We start from the raw sequence: 19,498 nt of genomic DNA, 5'->3' as shown, positions 1-19,498 counted from the left end.
TTACCGGGAAAAGCCTTTCGGGCTTGAGACTTCATAGCCACTTTCAATCATGCACTCCTCGAAAACCTCTTGGCGAATGGCATCACGATTTTGCTTGATTAACAAATGAGAGTTTGGGTTTACAGCTCTTAATTCATCCATGAGCAAGCGGAGCAAATGATTATTCGCGTCGAAATCGGCTTGCATGATTACCACACGCTCATTCAGTACGGAAACTTGAGTCTTTAATTTATTTGAGTGAGCACGCCACTCAGCAATCTTAGATTCATATTCATTCTGGATGGATCGTGCGCGAGCAAAACCGGCACCAAGACCACCTTGATAATCAGAGTTACTCATTCAAAACCTCCAAAGCAGACTAAAACTCAAAGAGAGAAATCATGCGGAGATTCAAGCAGCAAATCAACTTAAAATCCAGTAGGCAATCAGGCTTTGCCGCAATAGAAATGATTGTTGTACTGATACTGGTGGTAGCAGCATTGGGGATTGGCTCTCAAGCGATGTTCGACCATGCAGATAACATGGCGGGACAATCTGCGGCTGATCATCAAAAAATCATTTCGGATGCAGCAAGTGCATACATTAAAGACAACTACGCCGCCGTTCTCAATGTCGCAACACCGACGGCGCCGGCCAACATTACCGTGAGCATGCTTAAAAACACCGGTTATCTACCACCCAGCGTGACTGACATAAATAACTTTGGCCAAAGCTATTCGGTACTTGCTATTAAGCCAACAGCAAACAAGCTTCAAACCCTGGTCATCACTACCGGAGGGGAAACAATTCCGGAAACCAGCATCCGTCGAATCTCCAAGCAGGTGGGTGCAAGAGGCGGGTACATTTCGAACATCGATACCAGTGTCGTTGAAGGTACATATGGAGGGTGGAATGTTTCTTTGGCGCCCTATGGCATTTCACCAGGTGAAGGCCATCTTGCGACCGCACTGTTTTTCGATGATGGAGCCCTCACCAACGACTACCTCTACCGGAACGCTGTGCCGGGCCATCCGGAAGTCAATGAAATGAACACCTCGATCGATATGAAGGGAAACAACCTCAACAACGCTGCAAATGTGAACGCCACGAATGTCAATGCAACGACTGTAAACGCCAGCAACGCTGCGGTTACCGGCACAGTTAAAGCGGGTACAACGGACACCACCGGTGAAACCTATACCGGCGGCTGGTTCAGGACTCGAGGCGACACCGGCTGGTACAACGAAAAGTGGAACGGTGGCTGGTATATGACCGATCCTAACTGGGTTCGCTCCTATGGTGACAAGGGCGTTTACACCGGCGGGGCGATTGCGGGTGGGACTTTGCAGTCTAACGGCAGAACCACCGTAGGTGAGTATCTACAGCTCAACGGCGTTGCGACTGAAGGTGCAGCGTGCTCCCCCAATGGCCTAGTCGGCCGAAACGCGGCAGGCCTAACACTATCTTGCCAATCCGGCGTATGGAAGGGGACGGGTAGCATCCGCGGCATTGGCAGCGGATTCATGACTGGTGGAGCTGGAACTTACGTAAACCAAATGACAGGTGGATTTAATTGCCCTGCGGGACTAATGCCGGTCCTTACAGGTGGGCAAGTTAACGGTAGTTGCCAACCTTGCTTTATGTACTCGTGCGTCCTGCCATAGCAAAAGTCCAAATCTCAGGACAAGTAAATAGGGCCACTCGTGACCTAAATACGATAGTCATCAGTGACCTAAAAAAAATACACCACATGTGACCTAAAAATAAAACACATTCACGCACCTGCGTGAATGTGGGCGCTGGTCGACGTAGTCGATTCACGTAGTGAAAAGCGCCCTTTCCGTCAGCCACAGAAAAGTCTCAGGTCACGAAAAGGAATAGATATGAGGACACAGTCAGAAGCATTCGCTCTCGCTGTAGAAGCAAGGCAACATTTAAAAAATCAGAAACCAAGTTCTCTATCTGAGCAAACCATAAAAGGATATGAGAGCGAGGCACAACGACTGTTCGCCAAAAGCGATTCGGACATCAATAAAATTCTTCCCGCCATCCGCGATACAGAAAGTAAATCGACCTACCACAGACGCAAGGCCGCGATTAAGTACGTCCTGATGCAGATACTTGAGAAACAATTGCGTCTTCAGGATAAGGCGCAACGAGATCAGCACATCGAAGAATTCCATCGGCATATAGAGGTCATTAGTGGGACCTTGAGATTGCTCGATACGATCACCAAAAGTACAAATGCCAAGCCGTTAGAAACGACCAGAAGGCGAAGATCCAAGCGTCAAGATCTTCATAGATTGCCGTCTAACTGGCGCGATCTGATGGCGGACAAAACCGAGCATGGCAAATACAAGATCCCTTACCTTGTAAGCGCGATTAGCGGTTGTCGACCAGGTGAGCTCGAAAAAGGCATAAAAGTCACCTTTTCTGATGGCGATCTGCTGATACGCATTGATAGCGGAATCAAGGTCTCCGAGAATAAGGGACAACCGTGGAGGGAGATTCGGTATTCACTAAAGGATCACGATCACCCACTGATACGTAGCCTCATTGAGACCCTCCAACGCAAGCACCAAGCCAAAAGCGGGTCGGATGTCATTTCTATCGAGAAACAAACAAATTTCAGATCAGCCATGGCCGAAGCAGGGAAAAAACTTTGGCCGAACGGCCCAAGGGTGACCCCTTATTGCCTGCGTCACGCCTTTGCCAGCGACCTCAAACGTGAGCAGAGATTGAGCCAAGACGACGTGTCAGCGGCTATTGGGCACTGCGTGAACAAAACAGCGAGCTATTATGGCCAATTCCAAATCGGAAAATCGGGAAGTGAAGGGGTTAGACCGTCGTCAGTACAAGCTGCACGACCGATCCTACAGACGCGAAGCAATATTCCGGGCATGCAAGCACTGAAGGATCAAGGCTCGTGATCCGATGCCGCCGAAGTACAATCCGAGACTGTGCCACCAACCCTCGACCTGCTGCGGCAGCCGAGCTGCCTTGGTCTCGGGTTATGCATCATGATGTACAGCCTTCATCAGAGCTCAGGCACGGTATAACTCAGCGCAAAAGCTATAGAAAATGCCCTACCGTGTACCTACTGCCTACCTATAGAACCCGGTACAATAATCGTAAACCATACGCGGATAGAGAAGAATGCCAATCCTTTCTGGATCAATTACAGACCCACTGGGTAGGTATTATACGAAGGAGAGAATTAGCGCAGCGCTGATTTCAGCCCTATCTGTCAATAATCCAGAGTTGATATTGGATCTGGGAAGCGGCGACGGAGCTCTTTCACGGGCTGCATATAATCGTTGGGCGCAGGCGCTTTACATCACCGTTGACATCGATCGCCATCCGCTCATGGGAAGCGACAGCGCCAACAACTCTGAAATCAGACACTTTCACTATTTGAAAGATGCACTTTCTCCAAGCTTAATACAGGACATTGGAATTTCACCAGAGTCTGTAGATATTGCGTTGTGCAACCCTCCATTTATCAAGCCAAAGTGGCGCGACGAATATAAAAGTATTCTTGAACAAGCCGGTTTTGCCACACAATTGCAAGCGATTAAATACGCCTCCGCCGAATTCATTTTTATCGCTCAAAATTTGCTTTCCCTAAAACAAGGTGGCCAATTAGGTCTAATAGTTCCCGACGGTTTTGTATCCGGTGAAAAGAATAAAAAACTTAGAGAGTTAATTTTACAAGAACACTCTATAGATTCGGTAATAAAGCTGCCGCGAAATGTATTTGTGGGAACTGAAGCACAGGCACATATTTTAATCATCACAAAAAATGGCGACAGTTCTTCACCTATAAAATTACAACATTTAGATTCAGACAGTGACACAATGCTTATAAGCGCAAAAGAGGCGGTGCAAACTCTAGACTATAGCTACTACTCTGCGAAATCCCTTCAGACGCTTAGATCATCTACAGTGACTCTATCCAGTATCGGCTGCTCAATTTCCAGAGGAAAGTTAAACTCACGTCAAGCCCGAGAAGCGCAGTTTGACGTTTTGCATACATCAGATCTACGACCTGGCAGCACCTCGTTAGACCTTACTACTATCGGTTCGAATCTGAATTCGCCAGAGGATGCAGTATTTGCAACAACTGGGGATATTTTGATAGCGCGTGTCGGCAGGGATTTAGAGGAGCGCGTTTGCATCGTATCTAAAGGCACATTACCGATAACAGACTGCATATACAGAATACAAGCTCCAAAAAAGTGGCGTCGATTGATTCTAAAACAGCTTACCAGTAAGGCAGGCAAAGCTTTTCTTACCTCTAGAGCGCATGGGGTCAGCGCAAGACATCTTCCGCTCAAGTACTTGCTCGACCTCCCAATTCAAAAGGATTGAAATTTTCATGGAAAATGAAAGCATAGAATTTGATATCGCATTAGAACAACGCGCTGACTTCATTACTAACGAAGAGCTTCGAGAAGGCACTGCAACAAGCGATTTTTTTGACGACATCATTGCGAATTTAATAAAAAAACAAACAACCCTTATTGTAGGCCCCCGCGGATGCGGAAAAACGCACATGATGCGTTATGCTTCTATTCTTTGCAAAGAAGATATCAGAAAACCATTAGCCATTTACATATCTTTCAATCGGTACTATCGCCTAGAGCCGATGCTTATCAGCCGAGCAAACGCAATAAACTTATTTCACGCATGGGTATTGGCGAGAATCATTCTTGCTGCGCATGAAACAATCATGGATCTTGATGAAGAGTTTTCTTTAGAGGAAATTGAAGAATCGCTTGAATATATTGACATTCAAGCACTTCAAAACTTGATTTCCAAACTAGAAAAAAGTCTGCCACTCTCCCAGTCCGAACTAGATCTAACCAATCTTCTGACCCTACATAACACCAAAAGAATCATAGACAACCATGTAGCTCTAGCAGGGCGCACTCGTGCAGTGTTACTCCTGGATGATGCGGCACTTACACTAACGCCAGAATATATGGCCGAATTTTTTGAAATCTTCAGAACAATAAAAACCTCTGAAATTTCGCCTAAAGCTTCCGTCTACCCTGGAACAACAGAGTATGGATCGCGCTTCCATCCCACTCAAGAGGGTAGCTTCGAGCCTGTTTGGTTGAGTGTTACTGACGCATTTTATAGCCAAACGATGTCGACAATCGCTGCACGTCGCATTCCCGACTTTGAAGAAATCCCAGAAGACGTTAGACAGTACTTAGAATACGCCGCATTTGGAATACCACGTGCTTACCTACACATGCTTCAAGAGTTTCAAAAGAAACAGTTCAAGACCACTCAACAAGGCCTGAATAGAATCGTCCAGTCGCACATTGAAGCCCGACAGGAAGAATTTCGATCTCTTATTATTAAAGCTCCAAAATTAAAGACTCTCATCGAACACGGAGAGCAACTTTTCAATAAACTCGTGACGTCATTAAAAGAGTTTAACGACAAGCTTGTTGAGCGCGGATCAAAACAATTACTCATAGGTATTTCAGGCGCCAACGATCTACCTATGGTACAAAGAATGTTCAATCTCCTTGTTGAAGCAGGCCTGCTATATCCAGTAGCCGAAGCCGTATCTCACGGCGAAGAAAGAACGTATGACCGATATATACCTCATATTGCAGCTCTTTTTAGAGAACGGGCATTTTCTGCAAATGCGCGTGGATGGTCAGCAAAATCCGTAGTGGAAAAACTAAGTAAAAAATCTACTAGGCAACCACTGCGACGCTCTGTCACGAATATTTTCACTACAAAAGAACTTGCATCACTCCGCTTTGACTTGCCGCCCTGTGGCAACTGTGGTCATGACAGGATAAATTCCAGTCAGAAGTTCTGTCACAACTGCGGCACAGAACTTCTTTCTAGCTCGACATTTGAAAAATGTATGTCTCTTCCCCTTCACGAGATACCCGGCCTCACCAAATGGCAGATATCCCGACTTAAAGAAGACTTGCCAAAGTTTAAAACAATTGGAGACCTTCTCTCGGTACAAGATCCAGGAACGGAACTCCGAAGGATACATCGCGTGGGCCAAGCCAGGGCCGAAAAGATGATTAAGGTTGTAACCAGCTTTGTTGACGAGTTTCTTCAATGACTACCCCAACGCAAGCCCTGACCCCAGCGAAAGTAATAACTACATCCGCAGACTACTCAGCTATTGTTCAAGCTGGAGCGATAACTAAAACTATTGATACTCAAAAACTTTTTGACAAAACTGCTAAAGAAAGCACTTCATCCCCCCTTGATCAGTTTATAGCAAACTCAAACACTCTTAATCTTTTATGGTCAAATCAGGAAAACGTATCAAAGGAATTTTTAAGCATTGTATTTCTTGGATATATTTCAGCAGTTGAAAGCTATGTTAGAGCGTTAATACGCTCCATCATTCAGGTCGATGTTATATCGCTAAAAAATGCCGAAAACAAACCTATCACTTTCGGCGCCGCGCTTCATCATAGCAAGCCACTGATGCCAGAAGCGCTGATGGACAATGCATCATTCATATCATGCGAAAATATAGTTAACACATTTAAAAATCTTGTAGACATTGACTTAATCCTGGATGACACCACAGCCCAAGAATTCGACAAAATATGTCAGCTACGGCACTGCTGCGTGCATAGATTTGGGAAATTAGGCGCAAAAAATGCTATAGCACTAGGATTGGAATCCCATAGTTCTCTTTTTGAGAAACCGTTGATTCTTGATAAGCCGGCTCTTGGGCAAATCGCTTTAACGTTACGAATCATAATGAAAACGATAAACAACTCTGTATATCGCTCAATTCTGGATCGGACATTCCCGACTACACCAGTGGGTAAAGGAAATGATAAACAGCTACCCAAAGCACTATGGAGCAGGAATTATGAAACAGATAAAATACTATTCGGAAAATATTACAGACTTTTTTCTACTAAGTTAGAAAAATCGCCTCCAGTCAAAGAAATGTACAACCGTTTTATTTCAGAGAAAGAAGCTGCATTGTTAAAGCTGGCTAAAGGCTCAAAAAAGCCTGCAGTGCCTAATCCTCAGCCCGTTCCAGCACATCAGCCTATCGTAGCTGAGAATGTTGAGCCTCCCGCGCCAGAACCTGGAGCAGGAGCTGAATGATCAATAAACCCGAGACCAAGGCAGCTCCGCTGCCGCCGCCTGTCGAGGGTTGGTACTCAGATCCTAAGCCGGGTGATGAGACACTGCTTCCAAGACATACTCCGCACCATGGCTTTTCAGGTACACCAGCAGTACAGTACGGACGAGCTCGAATGTAACGTACCGTACGCTAAAGCACTGTTTGATAAGTACTTTACCGTGATGTACCTTACTCAAGCGAACGCCAGTGTAATCTAGCGTTGCAACGACATTGGCGAATTGAAAATCCCCGTGTCGGCGGTTCGATTCCGTCTCTGGGCACCACTAATTAATTTCAGGTGGTGCCAAAACCACCCGGAAGCCCACAAGAAGCCCGCCTCGTGCGGGCTTTTTGCTTTCCATGGTTCCCCCACCGTTCCCTTGTAAGCCCAAACAGATGTGAGTAGATCCAGTTCGGTCTAGAAATCTACTCACACCACGTCGGCTAAATGCCCGCCTGGTGCGGCCTGCAAGGGGGCTGCTTTGCCACTATCAGATACCACCGTCCGCACCGCCAAGCCGAAGGACAAGCTTTACCGGCTTATCGACGCCAAGGACCTATGCCTTGAAGTAACCCCGACCGGCTCCAAGCTGTGACGCTATCGGTTATCCGTAGGCTCACGCAATGGAACCTGATGCGTACTTTTCACCACACAGATTAATTTTCTATTGATGAGGAATCCATGAATCGCATCGGTCCGCGTTCGACCCCCACGCAATATGGTCATGACTCGAACAAATTGCCCCTTCATACAGCTGTCGAAAACAACAACGAGCAGCTCATCAGGCAATTGCGCAACGCGGGTGCGCGCGCCAATACACTGGATGAAGCTGGTCACTCGCCGCTTGATGTGCTCGACAGCAAACGGGATATCGACCAACGCAGCCGGTCGGGGCTGCGCATGGCCTTGTTGCAATCGCTGAACCCGACCGCGCCGCTAGGTTACATGAAGCCCGAAGCTATTCACGGTAGCCCGTGGGGTTTGGAAATTCTGCAATCCCAGGCATTGATCGGTGGCGTGACGGATCAAAAGGGTGGGAGCGAGTCACTGGAAGGCAAAGTGTTCTTTTCAGACCGCACCCGGGAAAGCACGGGCGACCAAACCACACGCAAGGGATTTCGTTCCAAGCCGAGGATTTACGCGGCAGGTCAAGGCGAGAAATCCAGCAATGCATATTCCAGGGCAGAGCAACATCGCCTGACGCAAGTCATGCTCACGGCGCTGAAAGCAGGCATACCGCTGCAAACCAACGCCCCAGGAGTTCGTATAGATGTCGCCAATCTGGGCCACATGAGCGACGAGGAATGTACCACCTGGTTGCAGACGTTCTTGCACAAAAAGCACATCTATGGCAATGGCGGTAAAAAATTCATCACCGCGCCTCTGAATCAGCACATCCACGAACTGCAAATGCCCGCCAGCGTCACGCTACGATCGGGCGAACAGAGCCGAGTCATTCAAGGTCCTGAATTGATGCAATTCTATCGCCGCGCCGCGAGAGTGTTGCAACATTCCCTGGAAAACGGCAAGGCGCCCTACCTGGGAATGCTCAACCAAGGACGTATTGTTCCCGTGGTATTCGGCTTCGAGAAAATTAAAAATCTGGCTTCACACTCACTACGCTCCGGGTTCAGCCAGAAAATCAATAGTTATTCTTACCAAAACGAAGCCCATCCGTTGTCCGGAAGCGCCAAAGGCGGAAAGCTCAAGGAAATCGAGGTGCGGGACCTGCCAGACTTGGCCACCTTGTGCCTGGGTTGTGCCGCCAAAGGCATCGCGCTGCCAAAGGGCGTGGTCGTTCGAATCAAGGCCCATAAACAAGTCAAGGCGCAATACCTTGCCCCCCAGAAAGTCGAGCGGTTTCAGAACACCGTACTGCACAGTGCCGCTCAACTGACAGGCGCCAGGGACTTGAGCAAGGAGGGCTTGGAACGCTTACAGGCCGTTAATGCGCATTTACGCTCCAGCGATTTGATGTCGTATTTCTGACTGGAACCAGGAAAATCAACCACTGGCCCTGTTCCATCAGGACAGTAAACATTGATCAAACCGATACCGGTCCACCAGACGGCCAACCACAAGGGCCCCTGGAGCCATGGAGTGGCTGGAGCCGGCCTGATAACGCTGGCCGGCACACAAAAACCCCTCAACAGCGCTAAGCCTCGCTGGGGTCGAGCGGGTCAGCCGCTCCTCTCCCGCGACTGATCCTGAAGTCCAAGCGGATGACGCCCGCAGCCACCACGCTCCCAACCTCATCCAGTCCCAGCCCCTTCGGCTTTAGTTATCGCTATCAAGAATTAACATTATTCCAAAAGAACCTAAACACCTGTCAATTCTTACAGTAGACGGAGTAACCGTAAGCTCTTTAACATCAAAACTTCAATGAGCCACAAAAGATGCTCACCAAAAAATACGACAAACCCATTATGTTCATGATGGTGGCGTTGCGGGCGGACTGCCTGCGCGGATACTGCTGCCTTGCATTAGGTTGCGACCCGGATGTATTTGGATGATCTTGAATACATCAAGTAAAAATGACCACTACCAAGTCCACCTTAATAGAGGCCGATAACAATGCAATGTATATCCGTAAGCACTTAAAAAAGCTTTCAACATATTTGTGGAAAATTGATAGGGAGAATACTGCAAATACACAAGCCAGACTGTGGTAGCTATTTTTTTGTAAATCAGTGCTTTACTAAAAATATAGATAAATTATGACAGCAATTAAATCCAGTACGCCGGGAGGTGGGGCTCAACCTAACGGCACCGCAGGCATATACAAGGAAAATCATGGCTATCTATTCGGCAATACAACTGCGGACGCCCAGGGCAGCAGCTCCCCATCTGCATCGGGAAGGCCAAACGATCACTGCACAGGAATCAAGCAGCAACACATGAACAGACTATTGCCCCATTGATATTTTGTAGACAAAGGCTCATCGAAAAAAGCCTCTCACGGATTTTTGGAAGCACAGAAACAAGAACACCGATTTTATTAATGATGTTCGTGCGAGCAAACGCATCTAACAAACCGGCGTTTCCATGCACAATATTTATATTTCTTCGCCCCTAGTCACTCACGTTCTTAATAGCGACCAAAAAAATTTCCCCGACACGAGCAGAAGTCGCTCCCGCGCCACTGCAACCCGCAGTCGCTTGCATGGCCAACCTGGGAAGGTCGATCTACCAGACCCCATACGCCGATTGGCGTCTTGACAAGGATTGCCACAATGCACATTGCCCAAATCGCGCCACTGTACGAAGCCGTTCCACCTCAGCTCTACGGCGGTACTGAGCGCGTTGTGTCCTATCTGACCGAAGCCTTGGTTGAACTCGGGCATGAGGTCACGCTGTTTGCCAGCGGCGATTCACGGACCTCGGCCAAACTCGAAGCGCTCTGGCCACAGGCGTTGCGCCTCGATCCGACAATTCGCGACACCCTGGCGCCCCATATGCTAATGCTCGAAGAAGTGCGCAGCCGGGCGAGCGCGTTCGACATGCTGCACTTTCACTTCGATTATCATCCGTTTTCGCTGTTCACCCGCCAGCCGGTCCCGTTTTTAACGACACTGCACGGCCGTCTCGACCTGCCAGAGCATCAGCCCATCTTCAACCGATTCAGTCAGGTGCCGGTGGTGTCGATTTCCAACAGCCAACGCCTGCCGTTACAACAGGCAAACTGGCTCTCCACCATCTACCACGGCTTACCTGAAAACCTGCTTCAGCCGATTCCCGGGAGCAGGCCTGGCTACCTGGCTTTCCTTGGCCGCATCTCGCCGGAAAAACGGCTCGATAAGGCCATTCGTATCGCCGAACAAGCCGGCCTTCCCCTCAAGGTCGCCGCGAAGATCGATAATGTTGACCGCGCTTATTATGAAGCCGTGATCAAACCGCTCATGTCCCTGCCCCATGTTGAGTACGTGGGCGAAATCAACGAATCGGAAAAGAACGCCTTTCTTGGCAACGCCTTGGCCTTGTTATTCCCGATCGATTGGCCCGAGCCTTTTGGCTTGGTGATGATAGAGGCCATGGCGTGCGGCACACCAGTGATTGCCTTCAACCGCGGCTCGGTGCCTGAAGTGATCGACAACGGTATTTCGGGGTTCATCGTCGAAGACGAACTCGGTGCCATTGCCGCCCTACAGCTCTTGGACACTCTGTCGCGCGAAACAGTGCGCAAAGCCTTCGAGGAGCGCTTCTCGGCAAAGATCATGGCCCAAAATTACATCAACTCATACGAAGAACTGCTATCTCAATAGTCGGTCACGCGACGGTATAAGAGGCGGCCACTGCGAATATCGGTCAGAGCCTACAAAAATGACTTGATTAGACAGCGAGCCGAATAGACTCGCGCTAATCGGCTCACAGATGAGCAGCCCCTATGAATGGCCCTTTCTGGATCTGGCAGCAACCCAACTGGCCGCACTTCAGTTGGCAAGCCGAAGCGCTTGCCCCGCTGCTGCGCGCTTGCGGCCAGGCTCAGGGCCGCTTGCTCGGGATGCTCGGTGCTGTTGGCCGTGCAAAAAGGGGACACAAAAAGGGGACAGATTTATTTTCGGATACGACTGGCGGGCCTTCCTTGCCCACGCCGCTCAATCCGTAAGCCCATAATCCTCTCAACCTCATCAACAAAACGAGAGTTTCCGGTCAGTTGTCCGCGTTGTAACGATTCGCGAATCAACGTTAACTCTTCAGATGAAACACCCTGACTCACAAAATTCCGATATTTAAGTTTTCTATCCTCCAAGGTGTGACCAAGACCCTCAAAGCAAGGATCCGTATCGAGCCAATTATCATAGGATTTCTCACTAAACCGTGACAGGTAACTTGACCAAGTATAATCTTCGGGCCGAACAGCTGTTTTTGCTCGAACCGGATTTAGTTCAATGTAACGACTGCACGCAAGCAGGTAGCAATTTGATTGCACGAGACTTGATTTGTAACGCCCCTCCCACAGAGTGCCGGAACGCCCTTCGAGCTTATTGCGATAGCGGGTCATTCGTGCGGCTAGAGCTTTCATCAACTGTCCAAGGCCAGCTGTTGACTCATCTGGAGCGACTAACAAATGTACATGATTAGTCATGAGGCAGTACGCGTAGACCTTGACTCCGAATACGTCCTTGAGTTCACGCAAATCGTACAAATAACGCTGGAAATCACAAGCCTTCGCAAACACGACCTGACGATTGTGCCCCCGTTGAACAATGTGATGAGGGTAGTTTGGTAAGACAACACGCCCCATTCTTGGCATAAAACCTCCTTCCGTGGAAATATCAGCATAGCAAATGGAGGAAAAAATAAATCAAAAAATAAATCCGTCCCCTTTTACTTTTATCAACTAACTATCATGCCCCATGTTGATGAAAACACGTCGATCAGCAAGGGCTGAGGTCAGGAAAAATGGACACCTGAAGAAGGTTAAGTAAGTGCCATTCAAATCCGTTCCCTTTTACCCGGAAACATCAGCATAGTCTGTCCTCTTTACTCTTCTATCGCCCACGAGTACGCTCTTTCAAAACCAAAATATCTATCGCAAGACTCGCATCTATACCAGAATAAACAAACGAGTCAACTATTAGAAAAACCTCATCAGCCATCACCCTATTTTCAGACCAAAATTCACTACTCAACTCACCAAGGGCGACAATCAACTCTCCATCATACTTAAATCCCGCCAGAAAATCTTCTCTAAGAAACTCAAGCGCAACTGGAACAACTTCGAGCACATAAATTCCCTGCCTAATAGCACGACATAAATCACCGACCGCAAGAGACTCAACAGGAGTATTGCGAATAGAACTATACCATTCAGTCAACGATGAAGACGAACTGCTAGATTGCCAGTTAATTTTATATTTTTTTTCCAAATCGCAGAAAGTTATTTTCATATCCCGAAACCTTTCATAGCTGACTCAACACGATCAATAGCATCCAGCGCCTGCTGCCGTGCAGCTTGCGCAGCGGGATCACCTAGCCCTTTTAGAGTTTCCGCATGATTTCTTAATCCACGTAAAGTATCATTCATTTCCTTGAGGTGATCCCAGTAAGTTCCGTCATTTTTTGGCACGGGCTCTCCAGCCATATCTTTTAATGCACCCTCTATATCACTGCTTTTGAAATTATTTAGAATATTGTCGATTTTATTTATTGCGCGCTGCTGCCCCTGACTTAGCCGGATAACAGCATCGCTTCCTTCTCCCGTCGCTTCAGCGGAAGTAATTGCAGATCCGCTCGTTAATCCTCCTTCAGTAACTCCCTCACCCACCTCACTAAACAAGCCTCCAAAAGCCGGTAGCGAGGCCAGCGCCTCCTCCATCGACACAGATGCCAAAGCACCAAATCTACCGGCAAATCCCCCCATGAGGGCTGCGGCCATCAAGGCTGTCTGGTTCGCAGGGTTTACCGAAGATGATCCACCAATAGGCATCCCTATGCCATCAGATTGATTGGTAGGATCCTGCCCCGCAATATCGCCCTCGGGGTTTCCGCCTTTGGTTGTCGTGAACAGCTTCTTAGCTGCATCCTGTATTTCCTGCGCATGAAGCAGCAGGTTGTACTTCTCGCCATATCCACCAATCATGCTTCCCGTAGACGCATCGCCACCGGCCAGCGAGGCAGAGATCAACCCGATAATCTGGGCGGTTGCAATCTTGCTCTGGCTACCCTGCTGGCTCAGATTGTCAGAGGCGAACAGGTCACTGGCATATTGGGCCAGCAACCCGTTGGCGATCGGTGTCAGGCCATCGGCAACGCCACCTGCGATAGCGCCGCTGGTAAAGTCTTGTCCCTTGGCAACCGAAATCAGACCGCCCAGTGCGGCATGGAGCAATATGGTCTGGGCGGTCCCCGGATCGGCATTGAGTATCTTGGCCAGATCACCGACGCTTTTGTTGCCAGCCGCTGCCGCGAGATCTATCCCTTCATTGATAAGCGCGCTACCCAGGTTGCCGCCAAAGCTGCCGCCATTGATGGCCGTGGAGATACCGCTACTGATAACCGCATGTGCCCCACTACGCACAATGGTGTCGGTGGCGTTGCCCCAGGTGAGCATGTCACTGGAATAACCTGGGTTCTGTATCGGTCCCGCGCCAATGACCTGCGAACCACCATTTGTGGCAGCCTCTGCCGATCTGAACCAAGTGCTATCGGCGTAGCTGATGGCTCCGGCGGTCAAGCCACCGATAGCAGCGTTTTTCAAACTGTCGCGACTGAACGTGTCTTTCAACGCAGCGCCAAGATCACCCTTGTCGTTAACGGTGCTGACCGCAGCGGTGCTGGCCATGGAAGTCAGCACCGAAGTCAGCGCCACATTGGCCCAACCGGCAGACGCGGTCCCGACTGCCGTACCCGCAACCACCATGGCCTCGCTGCCAGCTGCGGCCAGCGCCGCGCCACTGCCGGCCTCGGCACCAGCGCCCGCCACAGTACCGATAGCCCCACTTGCCGCTCCCGCCGTCAGCACCGTGACAATGATGATGATCGCCAACATCGCCCCAACCCCAAGGCTTGAGCTGCTGTATTTGTAGGAGTCGTGAATTTCCTTGATTTGTCGCCAATCTACGTCACCGCGTCTCTCGGCGTCCTTGAGCCAGGCCAGTTGCGGATCGGCTTGAACCATGGCATCGATGGCCTGGCTGACGGTCTGCTCGTTGACCTGTTTGACGTCGATATGCAGGCCATCGACTGCCTTGATGACCACCTGCCCCTTGGCGCTCATTTGGGTCTGTTGAAGGGTTTCGTTCGTGCTGCCCTTGCCTTTCATGGTGTTCCAGGCAAGGCTGGTACTGCTCTTGGCGTGATCCTCCTGGTGCAGGTCCTTGACCCCTTCCAGGGTGATACTCCCGCCACTCTGCAATGTCAGGTCATTGCCGCCCTCAAGCTTCGCCGCCTGGTAGTGCTGATCACCGCTGCTGATCAGGCCGATATCGCCACCGGCCTGGATCTCGCTCCCCACATTGGTTACTTGCGTGACCTGATCATGTTGGGTCTTTTTGCGGCCCCAACTGCCCTTTTTCTTCATGTCATACAGCGAATAGTCGCTGTTCTGGGCCGCCAGCAGGCCCAGTTTCCCGCCCGCCACCAGATAGGCTTCGGTCGTAGCATCGACTTTGCTCGATACCAGCATCAGGTCGTTGCCGGCATTGAGCCGGACAGCACCACCGGCGCTGACGCTGCTCGCTACCTGGCTGACATGGTCTAGCTGGGAGGTGACTTTCTTGGTCTTGCTATAGTCGTGTTCTTCGTCTGCGGCTGACGCCAGGGTCAGGTTGTCGACCGCCGACAACGTTACGTCGTGCTTGGCCTCGATCTGGCTGGCCACCGCCGTGAGATCGCGCCCCGCGTTAACGGTGAGATTGCCACCTGACCAAACGCTGGAGCTATCCTGGGTAATGCTCTGGTCACGATAGCGAGTACCCCGCGTGTTGCTGTTGATCTCTTCGACGGAGGTGATATTGACGTCGCGGTTAGCCTTGAGGGTGGTGTCGGTACCACTTTTCAGCAGGCCACCGATGTTATCGAGGTCACGCCCCGCCGTTACACTCAAGCTCTGCGTAGCCTCGATCATCGCCGCATTGTCGGCAAAGGTACGTTGCTCGGTCTTATAGCCCGTGCTGCTTTCATGGGTGGTGATCGTGCGTTCATTGGTCACGTCACCGACCACCGCCGTCACACTGACGCCCCGCCCGGCAATAATGCCGCCTGCCTTGTTGGTCAGGCTGTCGCCTGCCAGTGCATCCAGGCGGTTGTTCGCCTCCAGCAGCCCGCTGTTGACCAGATCGTTGCCAGCGGCGACCGTGAAGTTGCTGCTGGCGCGCAAGGTGCCGGCGTTGACCAGGTCCTTGCCAGCGATCAGGGTCACATCGCTGCCCTGGATCAGCGCACCGTTGGCGGCCAGGCGGTTGTCGGCGTTGGCCAGGTACAGCACCGGCACCAGGACTTGCTCGCCGTTCATCGTCGCGTTTTCCATCCACACGATGTCGTGGGTCAGGGCCGCGACCTGTTCGGAGGTCAGGCTGACACCCAGTTGCAGGTCCAACTGCTGTTTGCTGGCGACGGCGTTGTTCATCAGGTACTTGAACATGTCGTCATCGGAGGTCTGGCCATCGATGAAGCGCTGGCCCGTGCGGGCAGTCACGGCCTGCTGGATCAGCTTCTGTTCATAGAAACCGTCACCCAGGCGCTTGGCGCTGGCCTGCGGGTCGTAGCCCAAGTTCGATAGCAGGTAGTCCGAACTCATGAACTGCTTGAGGTCGGTGAGTAGCGGGTTGGTTTCGATCAGGTATTTCTGTGGGCTGGACCGGCCAGAGGTGTCAGGCAGGCCCGGAACGTGAACCGCTGGTTGATTGGCCGTGCTGGTCTGGCCGCTGAGGCGAAACAAGCCGTTCTCGCCGACAGGTAGCGAGAAACCCGGCAGACTGAGCGGATTGACCTGCTGCTGTGCCAAGTCCGGCGGTAGTTGCCGGTTGACGGTGAGGCGGGTCGAGAAGGTATTGGCCGGCGCCTGGGTATCGGTGCGCGGCCCGGCGCCGACATAGGTGTAGCCCGCACGTACAACGCTGCTGCTGAAGCCGTTCTGGGCATTGACGCTGACCGCCCCGCCCGCCTGGATGACAGCGGCATAACTCTGGTCGCTGGAGGCAATGTTCCGCGAGGTTCGGAACTGACTCAGTTCGATCTCGGTCAGCCCGATAAAGCCACTCAGGGCGCCTGGTAGGCCGCCCAGGTTATTGGGGTTATAGCCTGCGCTCTGCAACCAGTAGCTGTTGTTGAACGCGGCGGCGGACGCGTACCACATATCCGCGTTGCGGGTACGCTCCGACATGAAGGTACGTGAAGTCTCGGTTTCCCCGGTCTCGATACCGCTGTTGGTCAGGTTCAGGACCGTGGCGCTCAGGGCACCACCAGCGGAAATCGTGCTGCTTTGGTTCAGCAAGTCACCGCCCTGGATACTCAGGTGAGTGCCGGAAGTGATGCTGGATGCCGCGCTGGCCTCGGTCACTTCGAACTTGTCACGCTGGGTGATTTGCCAGACATGGTTCTGCTTGCCGCCGCAGTCACCGGCGTTGTAACCCTCGATGCACTGGACTTCGACAATCGAAGCGGTGTAGATCCCCTGGTTGTTGGTGGTCAATACCGCTCGCACGTTCTGGATCGTGCTGGCCGTCAGGCTCATGCTGGCGTCGCTCTGGATCGAGCCGGAGCTGTTGACGATGCGGCTGGCCAACGCGCCTTGGCCGTCGCGGTCGATACTCAGGTTGCCCAGGCTGTAGATGCTGGCGTAGCTGTTGCTCAACGAATCGACCCGCAGCCCCATATCGCCGCCACTGAAGATCAGGCCATGATCATTGAGCAGCGCGCCGGTAGTTGCCGTGAGCTTTTGCGCGCCGCCGAGTGCGCCATAGTTGTCGATAGCCGCCGCGTTCAGCGTCATATCGGCAGCCGAAGTGAGGCGGCCGTGGCTGGTCAGCACGCCATCTACGTTGACAGTACTGGTCCCACCTCCGGCGATGCTGCCGGCCTGTCCCAGATTGATCAAGGCGGCGTGCAGATCGAGGGCACCGGCACTGCTCAGACGCCCTTGGCCACCATAGCCACCGCTCAGGTCGAGCGTGGCGTTACCGTCCGTGCCGATCTGGCCATCGTTGTTCCAATCGATACCACTGCCGTTCAGGCCGGCGGTGGCAAGCAGTTGACCGGTCGCGGTCTGGCTCAGGTGATTGACGTTGACGGTCAGGTGGCTGGCCTGCAGGGAGCTGCTGTTGGTCCAACGGTCGCCGTCGAGCGTCAGGTCGCCATGGGTGACCAGTTGGCCGCCGACATCGTTGAGATTGGCCATGGAGAGGCTGGTGCCGTACTCGGCAAACACCGGACGCACCCAGTCCCAGGCCACCGGACGGGTCCAGCGCAGGTCATTGCGCCAGTAACCGCCGCTGTCGCCGGACAAGGTCTGGTCCTTGTAGCCGCGAATCGATGACTGTCCGCCCAGGCTCATGCGCTGCGAGCTGAACAACACGTCCTCACTGCGCTGGCCGGTCATCAGGCTGCTCAAACTCAGGGACTCGCCCCACAGCTTGAACGGTTGCAGGTAGCTCAGCGTCGCGGTGTATTTGCGGTAGCGGGCATCGGTCTGGCCCGGCTTCGGGTCGTGATTGCCCTGGGCATCGAAGGCGCCGATGCCTTCCTGCATGCCGAGGTCGACGTTGACGAAGGCACCGCCGATCCGCCGGCCATGGTTGATGCCCAACTGCGCTTCGCTGATGCGGTTGCTGCTGAGGTCCAGCTTGCTGTCTTCGATAAAGTTGTTGGTGCGCAGGTAGGACAGGCCGGTGTTGAGCGAGGTCTTGCTCAGGCCATCGCGGTAGATGACCCGTTCCAGTTTCAACTGGTGATTCTGGCTGTCGCCGGTCTGCTTGAAGTCGAAACCGCTGGCCTTGGCCAACGAGCGGTACTCGCTTTCGCTATAGGTGTAGCTCAGGTTCCACCAGCCGAACGGCAGGTTGTAATACAGCATCGCGTTGCGCGAAGTTTTCTGGTGATCGCTGCTGGCATCATGGCCACCGCGCAGCGATAGCTGATCGGCCAGCCCCAGGGGATTGTCCCAGTCGAGGCTGGTGCCCCATTGCTGTTCGCCGGTACTGCGTTGACCATCGTTATGCCGGGCCAGGCCAACCCGCCAGGGTTTCTGTGGGTAGTTCTTGACCAACACTTCGCTGCCGCCGACTGCCTTGCCCGGTGCCAGTTCCATCTGCGCCTGGTTCGACGGCAGGCGGTTCAGTTGATCGACCATCTGCTCGATTTCCCGTAGGTTGAGCAGATCGCCCGGCTGGCCCGGAAACGTCATCGCCAACTGACGATCGGAAATACCGTTGCCGTCAGCCCCCTTCAAGCCTTCGAGCTTGCCTTCGACCACCAGCACCTTCAGCTTACCGCCGGACAAGTCCTGCTGCGGCAGGTAGGCGCGGCTGGTGACCAGACCCTTTTCGATATAGCGGTCAGTGATGACTTTAAGCAGTTCATTGAGCTGCGGCACGCCCAGACACTGGCCGATATAGGGCCTGAGCAGACGTGTGCGTTCGCCCTCGGACAACGAATCGGCGCCCTTGAGTTCGATAGTCTTGATGGGGAAACAACGGCTCTCGAGCAGAACCGGTGGTGTTACGGGAGCTGCGGTTTTGCCGGGCAAGTCCTTGAGCTCTTCGAGACGCCGGCGTTGTTCTTCGAGGAGCCGATCCTGGCGATCGCGGATCACATCGGTCACACCGGGGTTATCAAATGAGGCCGCATGAGCCACATCGAACGTGCCCAGGCAAAATAAAGCGGACAGCAGACCGCGCCTCGTCCTGAGCACAAACCCCAACATGCCAGATCCTTCTAGA

Annotated in this window: 11 protein-coding genes and 1 pseudogene; 8 read left to right on the top strand and 4 right to left on the bottom strand. The window is 52.1% G+C overall.

The window, feature by feature from the left end:
• Positions 1-339, bottom strand: coding sequence for a hypothetical protein (locus BMX68_RS17740; RefSeq protein ID WP_017132511.1), 339 nt, complete (start codon positions 337-339; stop codon positions 1-3).
• A gap of 41 nt (positions 340-380) precedes the next feature.
• Here BMX68_RS17740 and pilV point away from each other — a divergent pair, with 41 nt between their 5' ends.
• The 8 genes and pseudogenes from pilV to BMX68_RS17705 all read left to right on the top strand — a co-directional run.
• Positions 381-1,643, top strand: coding sequence for a shufflon system plasmid conjugative transfer pilus tip adhesin PilV (gene pilV, locus BMX68_RS17735; RefSeq protein WP_017132512.1), 1,263 nt, complete (start codon positions 381-383; stop codon positions 1,641-1,643).
• A gap of 219 nt (positions 1,644-1,862) precedes the next feature.
• A complete protein-coding gene (locus BMX68_RS17730) occupies positions 1,863-2,909 on the top strand; it encodes a site-specific integrase (RefSeq protein ID WP_017132513.1) in 1,047 nt (348 codons plus the stop codon).
• Positions 2,910-3,135: 226 nt separating this feature from the next.
• Positions 3,136-4,350, top strand: a complete 1,215-nt coding sequence (locus BMX68_RS17725; RefSeq protein WP_074862437.1) for an N-6 DNA methylase — start codon at positions 3,136-3,138, stop codon at positions 4,348-4,350.
• Between the two features lie 7 nt (positions 4,351-4,357).
• Positions 4,358-6,082: an ORC-CDC6 family AAA ATPase gene (locus BMX68_RS17720; RefSeq protein ID WP_017132515.1), complete on the top strand. Its 1,725-nt coding sequence runs from the start codon at positions 4,358-4,360 to the stop codon at positions 6,080-6,082.
• Positions 6,079-7,098: a hypothetical protein gene (locus tag BMX68_RS25605; protein WP_143063317.1), complete on the top strand. Its 1,020-nt coding sequence runs from the start codon at positions 6,079-6,081 to the stop codon at positions 7,096-7,098. Before BMX68_RS17720 ends, BMX68_RS25605 begins: the two co-directional genes overlap by 4 nt.
• A gap of 701 nt (positions 7,099-7,799) precedes the next feature.
• Complete coding sequence (locus tag BMX68_RS17715) at positions 7,800-9,107, top strand: ankyrin repeat domain-containing protein (protein WP_017132517.1); 1,308 nt, start codon at positions 7,800-7,802, stop codon at positions 9,105-9,107.
• A 1,244-nt stretch (positions 9,108-10,351) separates the two neighbouring features.
• Positions 10,352-11,380, top strand: coding sequence for a glycosyltransferase family 4 protein (locus tag BMX68_RS17710; RefSeq protein ID WP_017132518.1), 1,029 nt, complete (start codon positions 10,352-10,354; stop codon positions 11,378-11,380).
• A gap of 122 nt (positions 11,381-11,502) precedes the next feature.
• Positions 11,503-11,661, top strand: a pseudogene (locus tag BMX68_RS17705) (DUF4172 domain-containing protein); the annotation flags it as partial.
• A 9-nt stretch (positions 11,662-11,670) separates the two neighbouring features.
• Here BMX68_RS17705 and BMX68_RS17700 read toward each other — a convergent pair.
• The 3 genes from BMX68_RS17700 to BMX68_RS17685 form a co-directional block, all read right to left on the bottom strand.
• Entirely contained in the window at positions 11,671-12,372 is a 702-nt protein-coding gene (locus BMX68_RS17700) for a transposase (protein ID WP_074862435.1), read from the bottom strand.
• Between the two features lie 238 nt (positions 12,373-12,610).
• Entirely contained in the window at positions 12,611-13,009 is a 399-nt protein-coding gene (locus BMX68_RS25600) for a contact-dependent growth inhibition system immunity protein (protein ID WP_143063316.1), read from the bottom strand.
• Complete coding sequence (locus BMX68_RS17685) at positions 13,006-19,482, bottom strand: ShlB/FhaC/HecB family hemolysin secretion/activation protein (RefSeq protein ID WP_017132521.1); 6,477 nt, start codon at positions 19,480-19,482, stop codon at positions 13,006-13,008. The genes BMX68_RS25600 and BMX68_RS17685 overlap by 4 nt, the downstream gene beginning before the upstream one ends.
• Positions 19,483-19,498 lie beyond the last annotated feature (16 nt).

Source organism: Pseudomonas agarici, assembly GCF_900109755.1.
Lineage (GTDB): Bacteria > Pseudomonadota > Gammaproteobacteria > Pseudomonadales > Pseudomonadaceae > Aquipseudomonas > Aquipseudomonas agarici.
Note: the sequence above shows the minus strand (reverse complement) of the source record. Positions and strands in the feature narration are given on the sequence as shown.